We start from the raw sequence: 19,658 nt of genomic DNA on the forward strand, positions 1-19,658 counted from the left end.
CCAAAAGGACTACTTTTTTTTCAAATGCTGGCAGATGCCGGACAGTACGTAAACCGTTGCTCCCTTTAAGCGTGACGGCTTCATCTGATAGACAAATCGGACAGCATTGCTTTGAGGCCATAGGCACCGCTTCAATCTGTATTTCATCTGCATTCATCGGCAAAATCTGGTGAATCTGTAACTCTGGTATGTTAAGCATTTCACTGATATACTGGATTTGCATCTGTCTATTCCTTTTGTTGTTTGGTAGGACTTACAACAATACTGGATTGGCAGATGTTTTTCCATTTTCAACCGTAGTTCATACCGTCAAGCACTGATTTCTGTTTTGAGCCATTATTAATTTATATTTTGTATTACAAATATTCTGTGGGGTGAACATTGGATGAATATTGGCTCCACCATACGGACAATCCGTAAACGTAAAAACATTACCATCGCTCAAATCTGCGAAGAAACCGGCTTATCTCAAGGCTTCATGAGCCAGGTCGAAACCAATAAAACCTCGCCGTCTATCGCAACGTTGGAAAGTATCGCTAAGGCTTTGAAGGTGCCCTTGGCTTACTTGCTGCTGCAACAAGAGGAACGCATGAATATTGTCCGCAAAGAAGAACGAAGGATCACGAAAAGCGGGATTGAACATATTAAAGTGGAGCACCTAAGCTCTACAAAGAACGTACGGATGATGCTCGTCGAGTTCCCCCCCGGTGGTTCGACTGGTGAGGTTCCACACGCCCACGAGGGTGAAGAAGTTCATTTTGTCATAAAAGGGAGAATCTTCGCTGAGCAGGGAGAAGATCAGGCTGAATTCGGAGAGGGCGACTCCTTCAGTTGGAATGCCTGCACGCCCCATTTAGTGAGAAATATAGGCGAGGAAACGGCAATTGTTCTCATATCCATTTACACTGAAAGCGATCATTCAAAGGAATTCCTATAAATGCAAAATAGCAAGAACCCACAACCTGATGCGGCTGTGGGTTCTGCTATAACTTTCGCTTTCACTCAAGCCTTTTCTAGCCGTGCAATTCTCCTACCAATCGGGGGCAAGGACGATAAGGTCCAACCGGGATTTGGATCAGGCTGGTTATTCCTTCTGAAGTCATCTTGTAGATCTCATCACACAATCTGGCATCAAATCCGAGGAGCGGATGTCCCCCTATCCCGATGGCAGATGCCGCCAACAGTAAACGCTGCACGAGCATCCCCGCTTCCATCTGTTGAATGCGATATCCCCTAAACCCCAGGGCTGTTGCGAGATGATCCTTATCCCCTGCAACATGAAAGCATAGCGGAACTTGGAAGAGGTTCACGTTGTCGGAAGGCATTCCCTGCTGCAGCTTAAGCCTATGATCTCCAAGACGTACGCGCCGTAGCGTATGAGCAGCGCTGTCATAATGGTAAGCACCGTCCGGAATGCCATCAACGTTATAGAAGCAGCCATATAGTGAGACGCGTGAAACGGGGGCCTCCTGGGCGCCATCCAAATCATTCCGATACCTGAAGGAAGCCGTTGCCTCCTGGAGCAGCGAGGCCAGCTGCTCTTGGCTTACCTTGCCCGTAACAAAATCACCGTCCGGCGAAAACCGCTCTCGGCTTACTGACGCTAGATCATACAATAACCGTTTCACGCGGGGCAGAGCCACCACTTGATCCTCGCAATGAACGATCTTCTCTTCCCCCATTCGCAGTAACGGCCGAAACGATTCCAATAGGGATGCTTCATTCATTTTGATTAGCATCGGAAACTCCTTGACCCTCCGAGATCGGACGTAGTGATCATGATGAACCATTGTCAGCTCCCGGCATAATTCGCTGGCGGTACTTTCCCCCTCTCCCTCATTTCTATTGGCCAACCAAGAGGTCGCAGGCTTCACCGATAGCGGAATCACCGCATACACACTCTCCTCTTGTTCCGATAATCCGAGGAGATGATTCACGGCTCGATCTAGGAACTGGAAATACACGCCCGACGCAAAGTCGAACCGTTTCGCCACTTCCAAGAGCTGCCCGATCAACGCACCCGCATCCAGTCCTTGCAGGCGGTAGGAAAAGTTATTGTATTTAAAGAAGTTTTTCCAAAACAGGGTCGATACAAAGACAGCACCAAAGCAAGCCGACACGTCACAGCGATTGCCAAGAACCCGAGCTAAATAGGAATCGAAGTTGCCTTCGCGCAGCAACACCAAACGGTGGTGCGCCACATCATAATGATATACCCCAGCAGGCAAATCCTCTAGCTTCAGATACACGTATACTTCATTCGGATATAACGCTCCCCCGGAGGGAACAAACCGCCGGTATAACTGCATCAGACCCATATTTTGTATCATAGAGTTTGAAGCAGGAACGGACTGTGACAATTGAGTGAGACCGAATATGTACCAGAGAAAATGACCCATATGGCGAAGGTCGGGTTTCACCGACGCATCACCGCCTACGAGCGTCAGCGGTACTTCCGGAGATAACGGAACCACAGGCAAACCGCGGTATAGCTTATACGCAAGCGGTCCGTCTTCCCAATCCACCACCGCGTCCTGCGGTTTGGTCTTGTCAATGTCATAATGCAGATTGTGCAGAAATGCCTCCAGACTCATGCTTCTCCCTCCTGATATGAACAAGGATGCAGTTTCAATAATTAATACATAATTAAACCCTATGGAAACGGATGCGGGTATGGATTGAGATTCTCTAGCCGGAGCGGCTTCTTCGCATACCCGAGTTCCACCGGTACCCTCAATACCCGCTCCAACCCGGTCACGCGGGTAAAGTGATGCCCGAATGTCATCGGCAGCATCCCCGGGATCAGCACTTTCACGCAGTGCAGTCCATTTCGACTAATTTCCGGCGCTGTCACATCCACCACGATCACATCGAGATTCAATCGGCGGAACGCCTTAAGAATATCCTTCAGATCGTCCGTTAAATCAGCATGTCTTGCCTCCTGTTTGAATTCCTCTTCAAACTTTCGCAACGGGCGATTTTCATCCAACAGAAATTGCAGGCGCTCCTGCGCTTGCGGCAAACCGTATAGCAGTGAATGATCCTCCATCTGCTGCACCAGGGAGGAATCGTGAAACATCCGAACATACTCCTCCTGATTTGCCTCAAATTTCTTATCAAGATTCAGTACCATGCCAGCCAACTCGTGAACCGCGCCTTTCACCGCCCGTACAGGATCAGGATGAGCTCCGGCCGCACAGATGAGATTCACTCCTGTTTGCTTCCTGTTTTTCGCTATCCCCCATACGCTTGGAATCCCGTGCTCCATCGTTGAGTTAAAGAAATGCACATCAAATCCCGCCACGGCTCGCAAACGATCGATCATTAAACGCAATTCTTGGTCGTTAATGGAATAAGGGTCAAGGCGCGGGAGAGACAGCTGCGCGTACCAAGCCATCAGAAACGAATCTCGCTCCACCACTTCCAATATGCCGTAAAAAATAGCCTCCTCCAAACTTCCTCCTAACGCGCAGCCGTTGGAAGACTCGGATACGAAACCATGCCCGCAGCCCATGCTGTAATAGGCGAGCTGTTCCGGAACCAGAATCGGTCGCTCTTGTAAAAACGAATAGCCCCATACCCAATTGATTGGCTGGTCAGGATCGAACGGTGTGAACGGAAACCTCGGCTGAGCATACTGTTCCTTCGTGTGCATCCCTACCTTGACGGGGTCGAGCGCTTGAGCTCCCAGATTCCGGAAGCTGCCATGGACTACCGTCCGTTTGCCTCGGGGGGCCAGACCGCAGTACCGCTCCAATCCCTCCAAAATGGCGGTCAACTCGCTCACCGCATAGGAATTAGTCCGACCTGCCGTTCCCACGTCCTCACTGAATAGCGGCAGATTCACACTCACATCGGCAAATGGCGAATCAAGGTCAACCATTTTTCCATTCAAAAAGCCGGTCCGGTAATCCAGATAGTCTTTGGTCAGGAATTTACTCAGATCATCCATCGTGCGGGAGCGGTAACTGTCTGAGCTGATCTTCGGACTTGGTTGCAGTGAAATTTGGGCTGCTATCGATGAATCGTCAGGCAGTCGACTACAAACCGGACACAGCGGGTCAGGGAGAAAGAAGTGCAGTGTGCTCTCCAGCGATTTCAGGTTGATCAAAAACACATTCCCTTCCGAATGCACCCGTTTGCCTTGTAACATCCTCTGTGTCTCCACCACCAGAAGGTGAGCTGCCTGTAAAAGTCCCGTACGCGACGCCCAAGCATCACTCGGCATTCTCTCGTACGACACCAGCCTCATCTGCAGCTCCCTCATCTCCCTGCGCTCGCGTCCCGCCATAAGACGCCGGGTGTCTGCACACTGAGAGCACCCCCGTGTACCCGGACGAACCAGAGGCCCGATCACGCCCTCGCCGAATGAAACGAAGCCGCGCAGCCAAGGGATGCCGGCTGGCTGCAGCAGCTCTTCTGCTTGTCGATGAACGGTAGGTTGCCAAGCATCATGCAGCACCAATGCTAAATTCACCGCTTTCGGTACTCCGGCCTCGAAATCGATCTGACGTACAACCTCGAATTGAGCTGAAAGTTCTTCGTAAACGCAGTCTGCCAACACCCCATCTCCAACAATCATTACGGTAGCGCTCACCGGGATCCCTCCTCTCGCAATAACACGCCAAACACCCCTGCCATTTCTTCTTTCAAAAACGGTTCTACTGCCAGATCGAACACCAAGAGACGCTTACGGTTCCGTTCCAAGACCTGCAAGGCGGACTGTAAAACCTCCGATTTTGCCGTCATTTCACATGAAGGGATCTTAAAACTTAGCGGCAATTGTTCTGCCAGACGCACGGACGAAACCCCCAATACTTGCGATGTGAGGTTAGCCGGTTGGTTTTGTACCTCCAACAGAGCCTGTTGCAAAGCATCCCGCAACGCCAGGGTCACATTCAAGCCTACACCGCCATACCAGCGATCACTCGTACCGACCCACATCACAGGGAAACCGGAAACTTCCTCTCCCAAGCCAATCATTGGTGCTCCCGCCATCGTCGTCAAAGCCTGTAAATAAAACTGGCAGTGTTTATCTTCTATCGCAGACAACTGCACTCGAATGACAGAGGGTAACTGATATGCCACTTGCTTACACAGTACCTCGGCCAAACACTTTTGCAACGCTCGGCCAACGCCTTCCGCAACCGTTTCTCCCGCTCCGACGCCGATAAATTCCTGCGGCTCTATCCTGCTGCCCTCTGATTCCTTATAGGATGGAAGCGTCGAAATGAGCAGTCCAGCCATTCGCGACACATACGCTTCAATCCCGGCCAGCCCTGCTTCCCGCCTAGCTCCCTCATGCGTTAAATCGTTACAAACAATGTCGGGCAGTAGCCTAGCCGGCCCTTCAGATAACGGATCGACTGCCTGAACGCGACACTGAGCGAGAGGTAGCTGCTTTAAGTCCCCTTCCTCCCAAATATGAAAAATCCCTGATTCTGCCGATGTCAACCGACTGAAATAAGGAAGCAATCCGTTCTCACTTTTGCTTGATCTTCGTTCGAGCTGCTGATCGAAATCGTGAATCCATTCCGCCCCGATACGTCCGGTCACAAGCGGATGGGGCTTGAACCAATGCCATTTTCCTTCTAAAGTTTCCAGATTAAGCTGGAAGAATTGATTACCTTGCCCCGAATCGTTCGCTCCCGTAATCTTTTTAAATAATTCAAATACAATCACATTCGCTAACATCGCTCCGGCTGTAGAAGAAAAGGTGTGCAGCTGAGGGTCCTTACAAATCGCGGATTCATGTACGCTGCGCCATGCTGACTCCCAGCATCCTTCAAAGTCTGGATGCACTAACGGACCCGCTAGACCTACCTGTTGCAGAATTACCGCGGAAAGAAACATCTTCTTCTCCTCCCTGCAAACCGCATGAAGAACCCGCAGTTCCTCGATATCACCCTCCCGTGACACGAACAAAATCGAATGAAACGGCCTCACAGTCTCCCGCCAACTACTAACCCGCTTCTTCTGCAGGGTAACCTCCTCTATTGCTACCTCGGGATCCGTTTTACGAGCATGTGCTGCCAGTTCATGCATCCGCCCCCGATCTGTCGGCTCTGAGCCCGAGACCAGCACATGAACCTTGGGCAATCCGGATGCAAGCAGCGCAGAAACTACCGAGATCAATAATGGGCCAGAGCCGACCGCCAATACTTTGGCCTGACGATAAGACTGAAACCGGTACGCACCCGAATTACCGAAATTGTCCAGGAATTCAATTTGAGAAGCATACTTTTTGAGAACCACTTCGGGCAATCGATGTGGAGTGTCTTGGCTCACATCCCTTACAAATCCATTATGATACAACATTTCTGCAATCCTATTTACCTGGTTCCGGTGTTGCTCCGGTAATCCGTCTGTCAAATCCTCCAACCTATGCTCCCCGTTGAATATCGGCATCAGTTTTTCAATCCACTGATCGATCAGTTCTCCTTCCATGCGGAAAGAGCTTACATTGTTTCGAAAATACACACTACCGTTTGGATTAGGGAGAAAAAACGTATCCCTTTTCACCTTTAGTCGCATCGAAGGTTTCAAATTTGTCATTATAATCCTCCTCCCGTTCTATCCCAACTCTTCACAAATAATCTTATGTACAGCTATTTGTCCCTCATGTCTTATTCTTAAGGAAAGTCCCTGCAGCTAATGTAGTGAAGCGGCCCTTAAAATAGGTATGAAAAAGCCCCTGGGCTACAGGGGCTTTCCTCTTCATTAAGTAGCCGCTATTTCCGTCTGGAAGCTAGAAACAACGGGCGTAGACGCTGCCTTATCAGCAAAAACCACCTCATTGTCCTCCACGGTGGCAGTTGTGACAATTGTGGCAGTTAAAACAGTTGTGGCATCGGTGGCAATTAAAACAATTGGAGCAATTGAAGCAATTGGAGCAATTGGAGCAATTGAAGCAATTGAAGCAATTCAAGTTGACGCAACTGAAACAAACGAAGCATAAACGAGCATCTTGCTGGCCTTGAGCGTTCCAAGGTGTCGCCTCGCTCGCCTTGAACTCGGAAACATTTAACTTCTGTAGATCATTTTTGAAATCATTCATTTTACAAACCTCCGATTAATAAATTGTTATGCTGGCAGCATACTCTGTCACTGGTAAGAAGAACAGAACCAAGATAATCAGGAAATTCCCCTGCGAAATCCGCCAATTTATTCGAGTACCCCATGACAACATATGAACTCAGTTCCGCTCTTGTTACTGATTTAAATGCCTATATTTTATTGCTCTTCCTAAAACTTTATAAGGCGGCCTTTATTGGCAAACTGCTTCTCTTCGCAGCTGAAACAGTTACTTACGGCACGGTTAATTGCATCTCCCTGAATAGCAAAAAGGAGAGTTCCCATGAATTCCGTTTATATAACAAGTATCGGGAAGTTCTTGCCGGGTACGCCCATCGATAACGAGGAAATGGAGGAATACCTCGGAAGAATAGGCGGAAAAAGCTCGAAATCTATGCGGCACATTCTTGATCAAAACAAAATTCGATATCGTCATTACGCCATAGATAAAGATCAAAAAAGCCTTTATTCTAATGCAGAAATGGCTACTAACGCGATTCGCGATGCGCTTGAGCGGAATCACGACGATTTATTTAACCAAGTAGACTTTCTAGCTGTTGGCACGACCCAGGGCGACCTGTTGGTTCCCGGTTTTGCCAGTATGGTTCATGCCGAAACTGGCCTGCCCGTCATGGAAATTGCGACACATCATGGCGTCTGCGACAGCGGTATGCAAGCGATCAAGAATGCTTTCCTGCAGGTACAATCTGGCGAGAAGAAAACCGCCATCTCCTGTGGCAGCGGCCGAGCAATATATTGGGAAGAATCCCAATAAGGCTGTCGTCCTGCTTGGAGAATTAAGGACTACGATCCGTTCTACGGTTGATGATATTCGAACCATGGTTCACGACTTGCGTCCACCGACACTTGATGAGTTTGGCTTGATAGGCTCAATTAAAGCACGTATTGATGACACCATCAAAACATCGGAACAGGTTTCCGCATCCCTGCGTACCACCCCTTTGCGCGCAAAATTACATATTCCTCAAGATCTTCCCGAATTGCCGGCAGCGGTGGAAGTGGCAGCCTATCGTATCGTAACAGAATCGCTCGTAAACATTGTAAAACATGCGAAAGCCACAATTTGTGACGTGTATTTGCAGATGAATTCGGCAAATGAATTGCAAATAGAAGTCATAGATAATGGGATTGGCATTCCCGTCCACATCAAGCCGTCAGGCAAGGGTGGAATCGGTTTAACATCCATCCGCGAGCGAGCGCAGGAGCTAGGCGGTCAATGTGTATTTGAACGATTGGAATCAGGCGGTACACGTGTAAAGGCACTGCTGCCATTCTCACATAGGGAGGAATAGGTATGAAGATCCTATTAGCAGACGACCATCCATTATTTCGCAGCGGCGTAAGAAATCTAATTCAAACAACGGATGATTTGCAGGTAATCGGGGAGGCGGCTACAGGAGAAGAAGCCGTTGAGATGGCTGTATCCCTGCTTCCGGATGTCATCGTTATGGATGTTCGGATGCCCGGTATCAACGGAATTGAAGCTACAAGAATCATCAGGGAGAAGCTCCCCGATATGAAAATATTAATTGTAACTATGCTGAAGAACGACAAATCCGTCTTTACCGCTATGCAGATGGGGGCAAGAGGCTATGTCCTAAAGGACGCAGGAGAAATGGAGCTGCTGCATTCCATTCGCATGGTTGAAAGAGGCGGAGCCGTCTTTAGTTCGGACATCGCGGCACGCATGATGCATTATTTTATGATGCCGCAACAATCACAACCTGCCAACCCCGCTCTCTCCGAACTGACCGGTCGTGAAAGCGAAATATTGGAGCTTATATCCGATGGATATACGAACTTGCAAATTGCCTCACGCCTTCAATTGAGTGTGAAAACTGTCGCCAATCATGTTACAAATATCTTAAACAAACTCCAAGTTGCAGATCGCCATGAAGCCAAAAAGCTCTTGAGCAAATCCCGGGATATGTTTGGTTCGGAAGAGAGTGAGTGAGTATTAATTGAGTCATTAGTCGAAGCTGAGTGAGGGCAATATGGGGGGCTCTTTAGTTGTTGTGGGGATGTTCGCGCTTTTTTAGCATTGAATTCGAAGCTTGGCTTGCGGAGCAAGCAAACAGATAAAGCCTCTATTCCGCCACTCGGAATAGGGGCTTATATTTAACATTGTCAAACTGAAGATTTTTCCTGAGAGTTCAACATCCTGTACCCGATTATCCTCGCATCCGTATTGGCAGGATCCCAGCGTAGATGACACAGACCGCAATGGCTGGATTCCTCCACTTGCACTTTGGCTGACTTTAATATTGTCCTTTAATTACAAAAAACGAGCCCCGAATTGTTCCGGCTAGCTTAGACTTCTGCCTAGCAAACTTAAACTTCGCTTCTAACTCCTTTGGTACCTCCATCCCCTCAGAAAGCTTAAAGCCAACGGCCCGCTTCTTAGGGTCATCCACCGTATACATGACATTGAGCGCAAGACCATCCTCATAAAAGACGTAGGTAAATAGGATATTTTCCACTTGAAAACGCGACGTTTCTAAAGGTTTGGCCGCAAACGCAATACCTCGTTCTTCTAAAATGCGGTTCACATAAGCAAGACTCTCCTGACTTTCGCTAGCTGGTATAACCGTAAATTCATGCTTGTATTTGTTCATAAAGTAACGGGCTTCATTAGCACGTAACCCAGCAAGCGCTTCTGCTACAGGTGAAGACTCTAAACCTACCATAGACACATTTTTAAAATCAACGATATACGACATTTCCATCCCTCATTTTCTCTCATTATTTCTTATAAACAAAAATTTTCTTCTTTATCTACCAAATATTATACCAAAAATGATTCAATATAAACGTTCACGTTTTGGGTATGATAAACCACGTTGTTTCCCGCCAATAAAATTTGCCTCATTTATGATAAGGCTCTCCTTATACGCTATAACGGCTAAATTTCTTTCACAATTTAAAAAAGGGATATCGAGAAAATCGATATCCCAGAATTGACTCTTTATTAAGTTGACTTTGGTGCAGCGGCCGACAACATCCAAATGTGCTCAACACCTCAACACATTTTTATTGTAAATCTAAGTATAGCTTGCCCTCTTTTATTGCGGATTTGTTGTCAAAATTCCAGCAGTCTTTATAAAGACTCGTTGTGGTAATTGCCGAGTCGCTACAATAAGTTCAGCCACATCTTCAGGCTGCATCATCCTGTCTTCGTCACCTATTTTCAGACCAACATTCGCCGCCAATTCCGTATTAACCGTGCTTGGGGTCAAAGCAGTTACGCGAATATTGGATTTCCTCACTTCATGCATGAGAGATTCTGTGAATCCCAACACTGCGAATTTGGAAGCACAATAGGCAGAACCGTTGGCAAAACCGCGCTCCCCGGCAGTAGAGGAAATATTGACTATACTTCCGCTATTCTGCTTCAGCATGTACGGCAATGCCGCCCGGGTAACATAGTACGTCCCCATGAGGTTCGTTTGAATGATGCGCTCCCAAGCCTCCGTTTCCATCTCAAGTACGGTCCCAAACTTCGCTACACCCGCATTATTGATGAGAATATCAATGGTTCCAAGCTTTTCTGCCAGCGTATTTATTGCTAGTTCAGCTTGTTCTTTATTGGAAATATCGGCGGTAACCTGAAACACCTTGACTCCATACGACTTCCCTAAAAAATTCTGAAGGCTCTCCAAATCGGCAGCGCTTCTAGCCATGATACCAAGATGTACGCCTTCTTTCGCAAGCGCAATGGCAGCGGCTTTCCCGATTCCCTTCCCTGCTCCAGTAATAATGGCCGTCTTATTGTGTAATCCCATTTGAATTCCTCCTATGCTTATTTGCACATGGCTCGATTGTTCCCCATGTATTTCCTCGTCTTCCGAGTCACTTCAGTGTGACAACTATTATGAATTATTGTATGTTTTTCTGCCAGATGATGGCATCATCCACCGAAAAGTATATACGCAAGTGCCTCCAAAGGCTTTGGCAACTGTTACAGACCAGCATGATTTACCACCAACGAAACAGTATTGGAATTGAATCAAAAGCTCAAACTAAGAACCTCGGAAACCGAGGTCCTTTTTTTATTTCATCATGGTTTTTTTTTGGATACTACGTTCCTTTTTAGTGCGTACTTTCTTTTTTTTAATTGTGTATGTTTAGAATGAATTCCGATTCACTTAAAACTTAAATCCAAGGAGTGACAGCAGTATGGAACTTCAATTAGCACTGGATCTTGTCGACATCCCTCAAGCCAAAGAGGTTATAAAAGAAGTTGAAGCTTACATTGATATTGTGGAGATCGGCACGCCGGTCGTTATCAATGAGGGATTAAGGGCCGTGAAGGAAATCAAAGACGCTTTTCCCCATCTTGAGGTCCTTGCCGATTTAAAGGTCATGGATGCAGCTGGTTACGAGGTCATGAAGGCTTCCGAAGCAGGAGCGGATATTGTTACAATACTTGGCGTTGCCGAGGATATGACGATCAAAGGGGCTGTTGAAGAGGCTAAGAAACAGGGCAAGAAAATTCTCGTCGATATGATCGGCGTGAAAAACCTTGAGCAGCGGGCTAAAGAGGTAGATGCCTTTGGTGTGGACTATATTTGCGTCCATACCGGTTATGACCTGCAGGCCGTCGGGAAAAACTCTTTCGAAGACCTTCAGACAATCAAACGAGTAGTCAAATATGCGAAAACCGCTGTAGCCGGAGGTATTAAATTAAGCACGCTGCCGGATGTCGTCAAATCCCAGCCGGACCTCGTCATTGTCGGCGGCGGCATTACCAGCGAAAAAGATAAGAAAGCTGTCGCCGCAGAAATGCAAAAAATGGTCAAGCAAGGCACCCCTGTATAATGCAGACCGTACAGTACCTTGCTCACATCCACAATGAGCTGAATTCGGCCGCGGATGTAATTTCTGATGCTGAGGCAGAGGCACTGATCTCGACAATTCTTCATGCGCGGAGAGTTTATGTAGTCGGTGCTGGCCGCTCAGGCTTGATGGTGCGTTCCTTTGCCATGCGGCTTATGCATTTGGGCTTGGAAGCTTACGTCGTTGGGGAAACGATGACTCCAGGCTTAGCCCAAGGGGATCTGCTTCTTATCGCTACAGGCTCAGGGGAAACTAGAAGTTTGATTCCCATGGCGCAAAAAGCGAATAGTTTTCAAGCGTCCGTTGCGGCAGTTACCATTTCTCCTCAATCGACAATCGGCAAATTGGCGGACATTACGGTAACTATGCCTGGTTCACCCAAAGAGCAACGGGGGAACCAAACCATACAACCGATGGGATCCCTGTTTGAGCAAACCCTGTTATTATTTTTTGATGCTATCGTATTACGAATTATGGAAATCAAGTCTATAGATTCTCAAGCTATGTTAAGTCGCCATGCGAATCTGGAGTAGGTAAAAAGAATCGGACAAAATGAGGCGCTAAAATGGCCGGAAATTAGATTTTTTATCAGGGTAAAATGTCGTCACTTGTCATGCATTTTACCCCTTTTTTTTTTGAGCATGTTATCTCTGGAATACGGTTTATGACCCAGTTTCGTTAATGAAAAAAGGATGCCTAAAGAATGCTCGCTAACATCACCTTTATAAGATAGATAATCAAAGCTTAAGCTCGCAGATACAGCCCATAAATAAATATTTTCTTGTATTATTGTAAAGTGACCAAGAAGGAAAACCCGCAGATGTAATTTGCTCTATTTGAGGTTCAAGAGAACCATCAATAACAACACCTTTTTCACCCATTAATCTACGTACTTTAGGTGATTTCAATTAATCATAACCCTGTTGAAACCATGTGCTCCTCCGTCTAATAATTCAGCTAAATGATCAGCATAATATCTGGCGACCTCAGCCGTTACCCTTTCAAAAGGTAAATAATAAAATATCATGTTTTTCCTCTCCATAGTAACTCACTTCAATAGGTTGGTTCAGAATATATGTGGTCAAAAGATGCTTTTTCTTGAAAACCTCTTTTCCAATAATATACTCTATATTTTTCAACTACTCCTCCGAGCTGACTTCTTATTAACCCCAGTTGATCCAAGATGTGTTGCATCCAAAGTGCCCTAGTATGATCAACTATTTGAATACGACGAGGAGGACCCACAGTTTTATTTTGCAGTGGTATATGTCAATCAGCCTTTCTGTTCTAATGTCTTTCCAGGCATCACAATCCAAAAATAAGAATACTTTTTGAACATTGCATGTCTTCCTGCCCTGTTTCAGCACATTATTTATGTTTGACTCTCATCACTTTCCTCTCTAAATTCCTGTGCACTTCTACACTTGTTAATCCATTTTACAATATCATCCTGAGAGGGTTTATTAGCTCGTCTCTTTGACTCAATAAAGACTGCTTCAAAACGTTGTTTACTCGTCATCTATAACATCATCTTCATCAGAAGTTTCTTACCTATCCTTTTAAAGTCTTGATTTTTCTATATACCAACCCAAACCATTTAAAAGATGGGCAAAATAATCCTCATTTCTCCGCCACCTGTTCTCTAAGCTAATTTGTGTAGTTCCTTTAAAGTCGTTTCCTAGCCCTGTCTAAAGCATAAAATTTGATTTTGGGTATAAAGTAAAGTAATATAGGGATATCGCAAATTATCAATATCCTTTCGTTCGATTTGTTTATACGCATTCCAAGCAAAATAGATTTTAATAAGATCAGAAAGGGGCGGGCACCGTTGAATCGGGAATCAAATATGATAAATGACGAACAGGCAGTTGAAATTTTCAAGGCTCTGTCAAATCAAATAAGAGTAAATATTCTGCAAATGTTGAAAGAACCTGATAATAATTTTTCCCCGCAGGCCCATGTTATCAAAGAAAAAGGCTTTGATGGCGGGGTTTGTGTTAGTGATATTCACAGCAAAGTAGGACTATCACAGTCCACTACCTCCCAGTATTTGTATATCCTGTTGCAAAGCGGGCTGGTGGAAATGAAACGAATCGGACAATGGACTTATTATCGACGCAATGAGGAAACCATTAAACAGTTTGAAAAGTATATAGGCTTAAAAATATAACCTTTTAAGGAGAACCAAGAGTGAGTTTTCAAAATCATCGTGCCTATAACAGCATGTACCAGAAAGACAAAATGACACTCGGATTTATCCTCCCGACTGCCAGGATGTCTAAAAATCCGATTATGGAGAATCAGCTGGAGCTTGCCCGTAAAATTGAGGAATATGGCTTTGCTTCATTATGGCTCCGTGATATTACGATGCAGAATTTGAATATTGATGATAACGGCCAAAAGTACGATTTATGGATTTACTTGACGTATCTTGCTGCCTATACGAAGCACATTGCGTTAGTGACAGGAAGTGTAGTTCTCCCTTTGCGCCACCCCGTCAGGGTAGCCAAGGAAGCTGCATCAATCGATCAATTGTTTCCAGGTCGATTGATTATGGGAGTGGCATCAGGGGACAGGGAAAAAGACTTTACAGCTTTAGGGATATCTAAGCAAGAAAGCGGTCCGTTATTTAAAGAAAATTTCGAAATTCTCGACCGGCTGTTAAAAGAGGATCAGCCGACAATCCACAGCCACGCCGGGCTGATCGATGGTACAGATATGAGGTTAATCCCAAAGCCTGTATCTTCGATTCCGACCATGGTGACTGGATTTAGCAATCAGTCTATCAATTGGATAGCCAGGAATGGGGATGGGTGGCTTCAATACCCAAGAAGCATTATTCAACAGGCACAGCTTATCCAGGATTATCGTGCTTTAACTGAAGTTCATGCTCCAGGAGATTTTAAACCCTTCTCTCAAAGCTTGTTCATCGATTTATTGGAAAATCCCGATGAAATACCTGTCCCCATATCCCTAGGCTATTCCGTGGGAAGAAACCGTTTAGTTGATCTACTTCATCAATTTCAAGCGATTGGTGTCAACCATTTGGCGTTTGTTCTGTATTTTTCCAAGCGCCCTCCAGAGGAAGTAATCCAGGAACTTGGAGAATTTGTTTTACCCTACTTTCCAACCCATAAAGGTACAGGCCAGCTTTAAAAAATTAAATTGTATAAAAGGAGGAAGAATTATGACAAAGAAAATAGAACTTTCAGTACTAGATCCCTCCCCAATTGTCGAGGGAGGATCAGCCGAACTTTCCCTTCAAAACACGCTTGATCTCGCAAAGAAAACAGAGCAGTGGGGATATAAACGGTTTTGGCTTGCTGAACATCATAATTGGGCAGGAATGGCGAGTTCAGCATCCCCGATCGTAATTGGACGAGTAGCCTCTGTCACGGAAAAAATGCGTATTGGATCAGGCGCAATGCTGCTTTCCCATTATTCCCCTCTTTCCGTGGCTGAGCAATTTGGAACATTAGAAACCTTCTTCCCTGGCCGGATCGACCTTGGATTGGGGCGGGCACCCGGCACCGACCAATATACAGCAAATGTATTGCGGCAGCGGGTTGCTGGTGAACCTGAATTTGATGCCCGGCTTCAGGAGCTTATCGCATATCTTTATGGTACAGGAACAGCCACTAAGAATGGTTCATTTAGCTTTCACGCCATTCCCGGCGAAAAAACAAAGGTGCCAATTTGGCTGTTAGGTTCAGGGTCTTATAGTGCACAATTGGCTGGAATACTTGGGTTACCATTCTCTTTCGCGGGACATTTTGCTCCAGGTAACATGATGGAGGCCATAAAACTGTACCGGGATTATTTCCGTCCGTCTCAATTTTTGGAGGAGCCTTATGTACTGTTAGCCGTTCAAGTGGTGGCTGCTGATGAGAAACAGGAGGCACAAAGGCTTGCCACTTCGATGTATCAAAAATTTCTTTTGTTAACCCGCGGACAGCCTTCGCCCATTTTGCCTCCTGTTGATAATATGGACGAGCTTTGGAACGATAATGAACGCAGGGCGGTTGAAGAACAGCTTTTCACTTCCATCATCGGGGACCCTGCAGGTGTGAAGCAGCAGCTCCATGAGTTAATAGAAAAGACTGACGCTGATGAAATTATGGCTCATACAGAGATTTTTGATCATAAGGCACGGCTGCGCTCTTATGAAATTATGGCTCAGGCTGCAGTAAATTAAACAGTGTCTAGTTTAATAAAGGATGTATTTTCTGCAGATATTAAATCAGTTAAATTAATGTGATTTAGATTGAAGCAGTAAAAGAAAACAAAGAAAACAACCTGTGAATTCTTTTATAGGTTTGAAACGAAATTTTTAAAGAAAGAAGATGAGCAAATGCCTGAAAATGATACAAAACAAATTACGGATATTCCATTCTCGGTCCTGGATCTCTCTCCAATTGCAGATGGAAGTACGCCGGCTGATTCTTTTCGCAATACTTTGGAGCTGGCCCGGCTCGCTGAAAAGCTGGGGTATAACCGATATTGGCTCGCTGAGCATCATAATATGCCATTTATCGCCAGCTCTGCAACATCGGTAGTCATTTCCCATGTTGCAGCAGGAACATCAAAAATCCGGGTAGGTTCAGGCGGCATTATGCTGCCGAATCATGCACCTCTTGTTATTGCTGAGCAATTTGGTACTCTGGAATCATTATATCCAGGACGTATTGATCTTGGCTTGGGCCGTGCGCCAGGCACTGATCAGCTTACCGCACGTGCATTAAGACGTGACTTGAGAAGTTCAGGAGAAGATTTCCCTGAGCAGCTGGCTGAGCTCCGGAATTACTTTGACCCTTCCCCGGCACAAGGATATAGTCATGTTAAAGCAATTCCGGGTGAGGGATTAAACATACCTATTTGGCTGTTAGGTTCAAGCGGATACAGTGCCCAGCTGGCAGGAGAGCTTGGACTGCCGTTTGCATTTGCGAGCCATTTCTCGCCGCATAACACACTGCCGGCTATCCAGCTGTACCGCCGTTCGTTTAAGCCTTCTAAAGTACTGGACAAGCCGCATGCAATGGTAGGGCTAAACATCATTGCGGCCGACACAGATCAAGAAGCTGAGCGGCTCGCTACAACATTACAGCAGCAGTTCTTGAATTTGATGCGCGGGAAGGAAGTCCCATTGCAGCCGCCAGTGGATAATATTAATGATATAGCGAACGACTATGAAATAGCTGCCCTTCAGAATCAATTAGGAACTTCGATTGTCGGCAGTCCTCAAATCGTAAAAGAAAAGCTGGAAAAGTTTCTGGATGAAAGTCAAGCCGATGAAATCATGGCAATCGCCCAGGTTTACGATCATAAGGCCCGCCTCCATTCCTATGAAATATTGGCAGAAATTACACAGCTAAAATAGGTCAAAACTAGCCGATCCTTATGGCAAGCTTTTAATAGTCTATGTTATCCATTTGCTAAATAGCAAAACCCTTTAACAAACTTGATGTAAACAAAAGGAGAAAAAAAGATGAATCCAAAATATGAAGCTGCTTTTAAACCATTTACCTTCCGTTCTGGAGTTGAAATAAAGAACCGTATTACAATGGCACCCATGACCAATACGGCGGCACATGAAAATGGTGAAGTATCAGACGAAGAAGTTGCATATTATCAAGAACGTGCCGGTGGTGTAGGAGCGGTAATCACCGCATGCACATACGTCACCAGGAATGGAAAAGGATTCCCGGGTGAATTTGGTGCAGATTCCGATTCCCTAATCCCTAGTTTAAGACGTGTGGCGACAGCTATACAGGAAAAAGGTTCAAAGGCGATTTTACAAATTTTTCACGGTGGCAGAATGTGCCCGCCTGAAGAATTACTCGATCGTCAACCAATTGCTCCGAGTGCGGTAGCAGCGGAACGGGACGATGCCGTGGTACCTAGGGAAATGACAGCAGACGAAATCGATGAAATTATTAAAGCATTTGGTGAAGCAACCAGAAGAGCAATCGAAGCTGGGTATGATGGAGTTGAAATCCATGGTGCCAATACGTATTTGATTCAGCAATTCTTTTCTCCACACTCAAATCGCAGAACTGACAAGTGGGGTGGAACGCTGGAAAAACGTATGTCCTTCCCGCTTGCTGTAGTTGACGCTGTTAAAAAAGCAGTTTCAGACCATGCAACAAAACCTTTTATCATCGGCTATCGGTTATCGCCTGAAGAAAGAGAAAAACCTGGCATCACCATGGAAGATACGTTGCAATTAGTGGACAAGTTAGCGGACCAGGACCTGGATTATCTCCATATTTCTGTCGGCGGCTTTTGGAACGGATCAATCCGTGATGATAACGATCAGACATCCCGAGTTGTTATGATCCATGAGCGTGTCGGCGATCGTGTTCCTGTGATGGGTGTTGGGATGCTGCGGATACCCGATGAAGTGATGAAAGCATTCGAAACAGGTGTACCTTTAATCGCTTTAGGGAGGGAATTGATAATGGAACCTCAGTGGGTACAAAAAGTACAAGCCGGTGAAGAAGACAAAATCCGTACTACATTATCTAAAAAAGATCAAAAAGAACTGGCTATTTCTGATAAAATGTGGGAGTACTATACTGGCTTCCCTGGCTGGCTTCCTATTGTATAAGGAGTTCACTTATCTCATTCCATCTCTGCTTCCTTGAATTGTTTAACAAAAAATGGGAATCGCGATGATAATTGTCCTTGCTCAGCAAGTATAAGAATATACCTTATACTAAACAAGACGGAACATTATAAAGGGAAACCATCTTAGTGGTTTCCCTCCTTTATTGAGTATTAGAGCAGAAAATCAGCCATAGTTCATTTGTTTATGACTAGAAGTTATTGTTAATATATAATCAACAATAGACGCCCATAGAAAGGATTGGATCTAAAGTGAACCTGGGATTAAAAGATAAAACGGCACTCGTGACAGGCGGCAGTAAAGGTATTGGAAAAGCAATTGCCGTCGCGTTTGCCAAGGAAGGCACCAATGTTGTAATTTGTGGCCGTGGTGAAGAAGCATTAAAAGAAGCTGCAGCGGAAATTGAAAAGCTGGGAGGCAATGTGCTTGCCGTTCAGGCGGATTTAACGAAACAATCTGATGTGGAACATCTGGTCTCCTCTGCAATCGACCGCTTCAAATCAATCGATATACTCGTAAATAATGCAGGAATAGCCAGTGGATTTGATGATTTTGAAACATTGGATATAGAGGCCTGGCAGCATATATTTGATGTGAATGTATTTGGGACTGTCCGCGTAACCAAAGCAGTTATCCCTTTTATGAAAAAAGCCGGATTTGGACGCATCATTAATATTTCATCGGAATCAGGGCTTCAGCCTGATTCGTTTATGCCTCATTATAATGCTTCAAAGGCAGCAATTATCAATTTTTCAAAGAGCTTATCAAAGGCGTATGCCGCACAGGGAATTCTGGTGAATACTGTGTCACCAGCATTTATCATGACACCAATGCTGGAAAATCTATTAAAAGATAATGCGAAGCAGCTGAATATAACCTATGAAGAAGCTACTCAACAATTTTTAAAGGAAAACCGTCCACATGTCGAAGTAAAACGGCCTGGAACAGTTGATGAAGCAGCGTCTGCTGTTGTTTATCTTGCTTCTGAACAGGCTTCCTTTATTAATGGTGTAAACCTTCGGGTAGATGGCGGTTCGGTTGCGAGTATATAAATTAAGCTAATTCTTAAGAAAAAAACTTACTTGATTCCGCCCGTTTTCTT

At 45.5% G+C, this 19,658-nt stretch carries 19 protein-coding genes and 1 pseudogene; 12 read left to right on the forward strand and 8 right to left on the reverse strand.

Annotated elements, in window-relative coordinates; genetic code table 11:
• A pseudogene (locus G519_RS51635) lies at positions 1 to 223 on the reverse strand (ISL3 family transposase); the annotation flags it as partial.
• A 162-nt stretch (positions 224 to 385) separates the two neighbouring features.
• On the opposite strand from G519_RS51635, the gene G519_RS0119340 reads away from it, so the two are divergent.
• A complete protein-coding gene (locus G519_RS0119340) occupies positions 386 to 937 on the forward strand; it encodes a helix-turn-helix domain-containing protein (RefSeq protein WP_029196106.1) in 552 nt (183 codons plus the stop codon).
• Between the two features lie 76 nt (positions 938 to 1,013).
• On the opposite strand, the gene G519_RS0119345 is transcribed toward G519_RS0119340, so the two are convergent.
• The 4 genes from G519_RS0119345 to G519_RS53585 form a co-directional block, all read right to left on the reverse strand.
• The gene (locus G519_RS0119345) at positions 1,014 to 2,594 is read right to left on the reverse strand and encodes a SagB family peptide dehydrogenase (RefSeq protein ID WP_029196107.1); all 1,581 of its coding nucleotides are present in this window, start codon (positions 2,592 to 2,594) and stop codon (positions 1,014 to 1,016) included.
• A 59-nt stretch (positions 2,595 to 2,653) separates the two neighbouring features.
• Positions 2,654 to 4,582: a TOMM precursor leader peptide-binding protein gene (locus G519_RS0119350; RefSeq protein WP_409372019.1), complete on the reverse strand. Its 1,929-nt coding sequence runs from the start codon at positions 4,580 to 4,582 to the stop codon at positions 2,654 to 2,656.
• Positions 4,583 to 4,593: 11 nt separating this feature from the next.
• Positions 4,594 to 6,555 carry a putative thiazole-containing bacteriocin maturation protein gene (locus G519_RS0119355; protein WP_029196109.1) on the reverse strand — a complete coding sequence of 654 codons (1,962 nt, stop codon included), beginning with the start codon at positions 6,553 to 6,555 and terminating at the stop codon, positions 4,594 to 4,596.
• Between the two features lie 238 nt (positions 6,556 to 6,793).
• A complete protein-coding gene (locus G519_RS53585) occupies positions 6,794 to 7,057 on the reverse strand; it encodes a heterocycloanthracin/sonorensin family bacteriocin (RefSeq protein WP_036633425.1) in 264 nt (87 codons plus the stop codon).
• A 300-nt stretch (positions 7,058 to 7,357) separates the two neighbouring features.
• Between G519_RS53585 and G519_RS51075 the strand changes: the two genes are divergently transcribed.
• The 3 genes from G519_RS51075 to G519_RS0119375 are packed head-to-tail and all read left to right on the forward strand — an operon-like array spanning position 7,358 to position 9,049.
• Positions 7,358 to 7,849, forward strand: a complete 492-nt coding sequence (locus tag G519_RS51075) for a hypothetical protein (protein WP_051253515.1) — start codon at positions 7,358 to 7,360, stop codon at positions 7,847 to 7,849.
• Positions 7,809 to 8,387: a sensor histidine kinase gene (locus tag G519_RS43685; protein ID WP_051253516.1), complete on the forward strand. Its 579-nt coding sequence runs from the start codon at positions 7,809 to 7,811 to the stop codon at positions 8,385 to 8,387. The genes G519_RS51075 and G519_RS43685 overlap by 41 nt, the downstream gene beginning before the upstream one ends.
• 2 nt (positions 8,388 to 8,389) lie before the next feature.
• Positions 8,390 to 9,049: a response regulator gene (locus G519_RS0119375; protein WP_029196110.1), complete on the forward strand. Its 660-nt coding sequence runs from the start codon at positions 8,390 to 8,392 to the stop codon at positions 9,047 to 9,049.
• 304 nt (positions 9,050 to 9,353) lie between these two features.
• On the opposite strand, the gene G519_RS0119380 is transcribed toward G519_RS0119375, so the two are convergent.
• Both G519_RS0119380 and G519_RS0119390 read right to left on the reverse strand, forming a co-directional pair.
• Complete coding sequence (locus tag G519_RS0119380; protein ID WP_029196111.1) at positions 9,354 to 9,815, reverse strand: hypothetical protein; 462 nt, start codon at positions 9,813 to 9,815, stop codon at positions 9,354 to 9,356.
• A 342-nt stretch (positions 9,816 to 10,157) separates the two neighbouring features.
• Complete coding sequence (locus tag G519_RS0119390) at positions 10,158 to 10,877, reverse strand: 3-ketoacyl-ACP reductase (protein ID WP_029196113.1); 720 nt, start codon at positions 10,875 to 10,877, stop codon at positions 10,158 to 10,160.
• 394 nt (positions 10,878 to 11,271) lie between these two features.
• Here G519_RS0119390 and hxlA point away from each other — a divergent pair, with 394 nt between their 5' ends.
• Both hxlA and hxlB read left to right on the forward strand, forming a co-directional pair.
• Positions 11,272 to 11,913, forward strand: a complete 642-nt coding sequence (gene hxlA, locus G519_RS0119395) for a 3-hexulose-6-phosphate synthase (RefSeq protein WP_029196114.1) — start codon at positions 11,272 to 11,274, stop codon at positions 11,911 to 11,913.
• Positions 11,913 to 12,464 (forward strand): 6-phospho-3-hexuloisomerase, encoded by a 552-nt coding sequence (gene hxlB, locus G519_RS0119400; RefSeq protein WP_029196115.1) that lies wholly within the window; start codon positions 11,913 to 11,915, stop codon positions 12,462 to 12,464. The genes hxlA and hxlB overlap by 1 nt, the downstream gene beginning before the upstream one ends.
• A 204-nt stretch (positions 12,465 to 12,668) precedes the next feature.
• Here the strand turns inward: hxlB and G519_RS50315 are convergent, their stop codons facing one another.
• Positions 12,669 to 12,839: a hypothetical protein gene (locus tag G519_RS50315; protein ID WP_154669593.1), complete on the reverse strand. Its 171-nt coding sequence runs from the start codon at positions 12,837 to 12,839 to the stop codon at positions 12,669 to 12,671.
• A gap of 938 nt (positions 12,840 to 13,777) precedes the next feature.
• Between G519_RS50315 and G519_RS0119410 the strand changes: the two genes are divergently transcribed.
• From G519_RS0119410 to G519_RS0119435, 6 genes are all read left to right on the forward strand, one after another.
• The gene (locus G519_RS0119410; RefSeq protein ID WP_029196116.1) at positions 13,778 to 14,101 is read left to right on the forward strand and encodes an ArsR/SmtB family transcription factor; all 324 of its coding nucleotides are present in this window, start codon (positions 13,778 to 13,780) and stop codon (positions 14,099 to 14,101) included.
• Positions 14,102 to 14,121: 20 nt separating this feature from the next.
• Complete coding sequence (locus G519_RS0119415) at positions 14,122 to 15,087, forward strand: TIGR03571 family LLM class oxidoreductase (RefSeq protein WP_029196117.1); 966 nt, start codon at positions 14,122 to 14,124, stop codon at positions 15,085 to 15,087.
• 31 nt (positions 15,088 to 15,118) lie between these two features.
• Positions 15,119 to 16,126, forward strand: coding sequence for an LLM class flavin-dependent oxidoreductase (locus tag G519_RS0119420; protein WP_029196118.1), 1,008 nt, complete (start codon positions 15,119 to 15,121; stop codon positions 16,124 to 16,126).
• Between the two features lie 156 nt (positions 16,127 to 16,282).
• Positions 16,283 to 17,308 (forward strand): LLM class flavin-dependent oxidoreductase, encoded by a 1,026-nt coding sequence (locus tag G519_RS0119425; RefSeq protein ID WP_029196119.1) that lies wholly within the window; start codon positions 16,283 to 16,285, stop codon positions 17,306 to 17,308.
• 108 nt (positions 17,309 to 17,416) lie between these two features.
• Positions 17,417 to 18,538 carry an NADH-dependent flavin oxidoreductase gene (locus G519_RS0119430; RefSeq protein WP_029196120.1) on the forward strand — a complete coding sequence of 374 codons (1,122 nt, stop codon included), beginning with the start codon at positions 17,417 to 17,419 and terminating at the stop codon, positions 18,536 to 18,538.
• A 269-nt stretch (positions 18,539 to 18,807) separates the two neighbouring features.
• Positions 18,808 to 19,608 carry an SDR family NAD(P)-dependent oxidoreductase gene (locus G519_RS0119435; RefSeq protein ID WP_029196121.1) on the forward strand — a complete coding sequence of 267 codons (801 nt, stop codon included), beginning with the start codon at positions 18,808 to 18,810 and terminating at the stop codon, positions 19,606 to 19,608.
• Positions 19,609 to 19,658 lie beyond the last annotated feature (50 nt).

The sequence above is a fragment of the Paenibacillus alginolyticus DSM 5050 = NBRC 15375 genome, assembly GCF_000422905.1.
Lineage (GTDB): Bacteria > Bacillota > Bacilli > Paenibacillales > NBRC-103111 > Paenibacillus_E > Paenibacillus_E alginolyticus.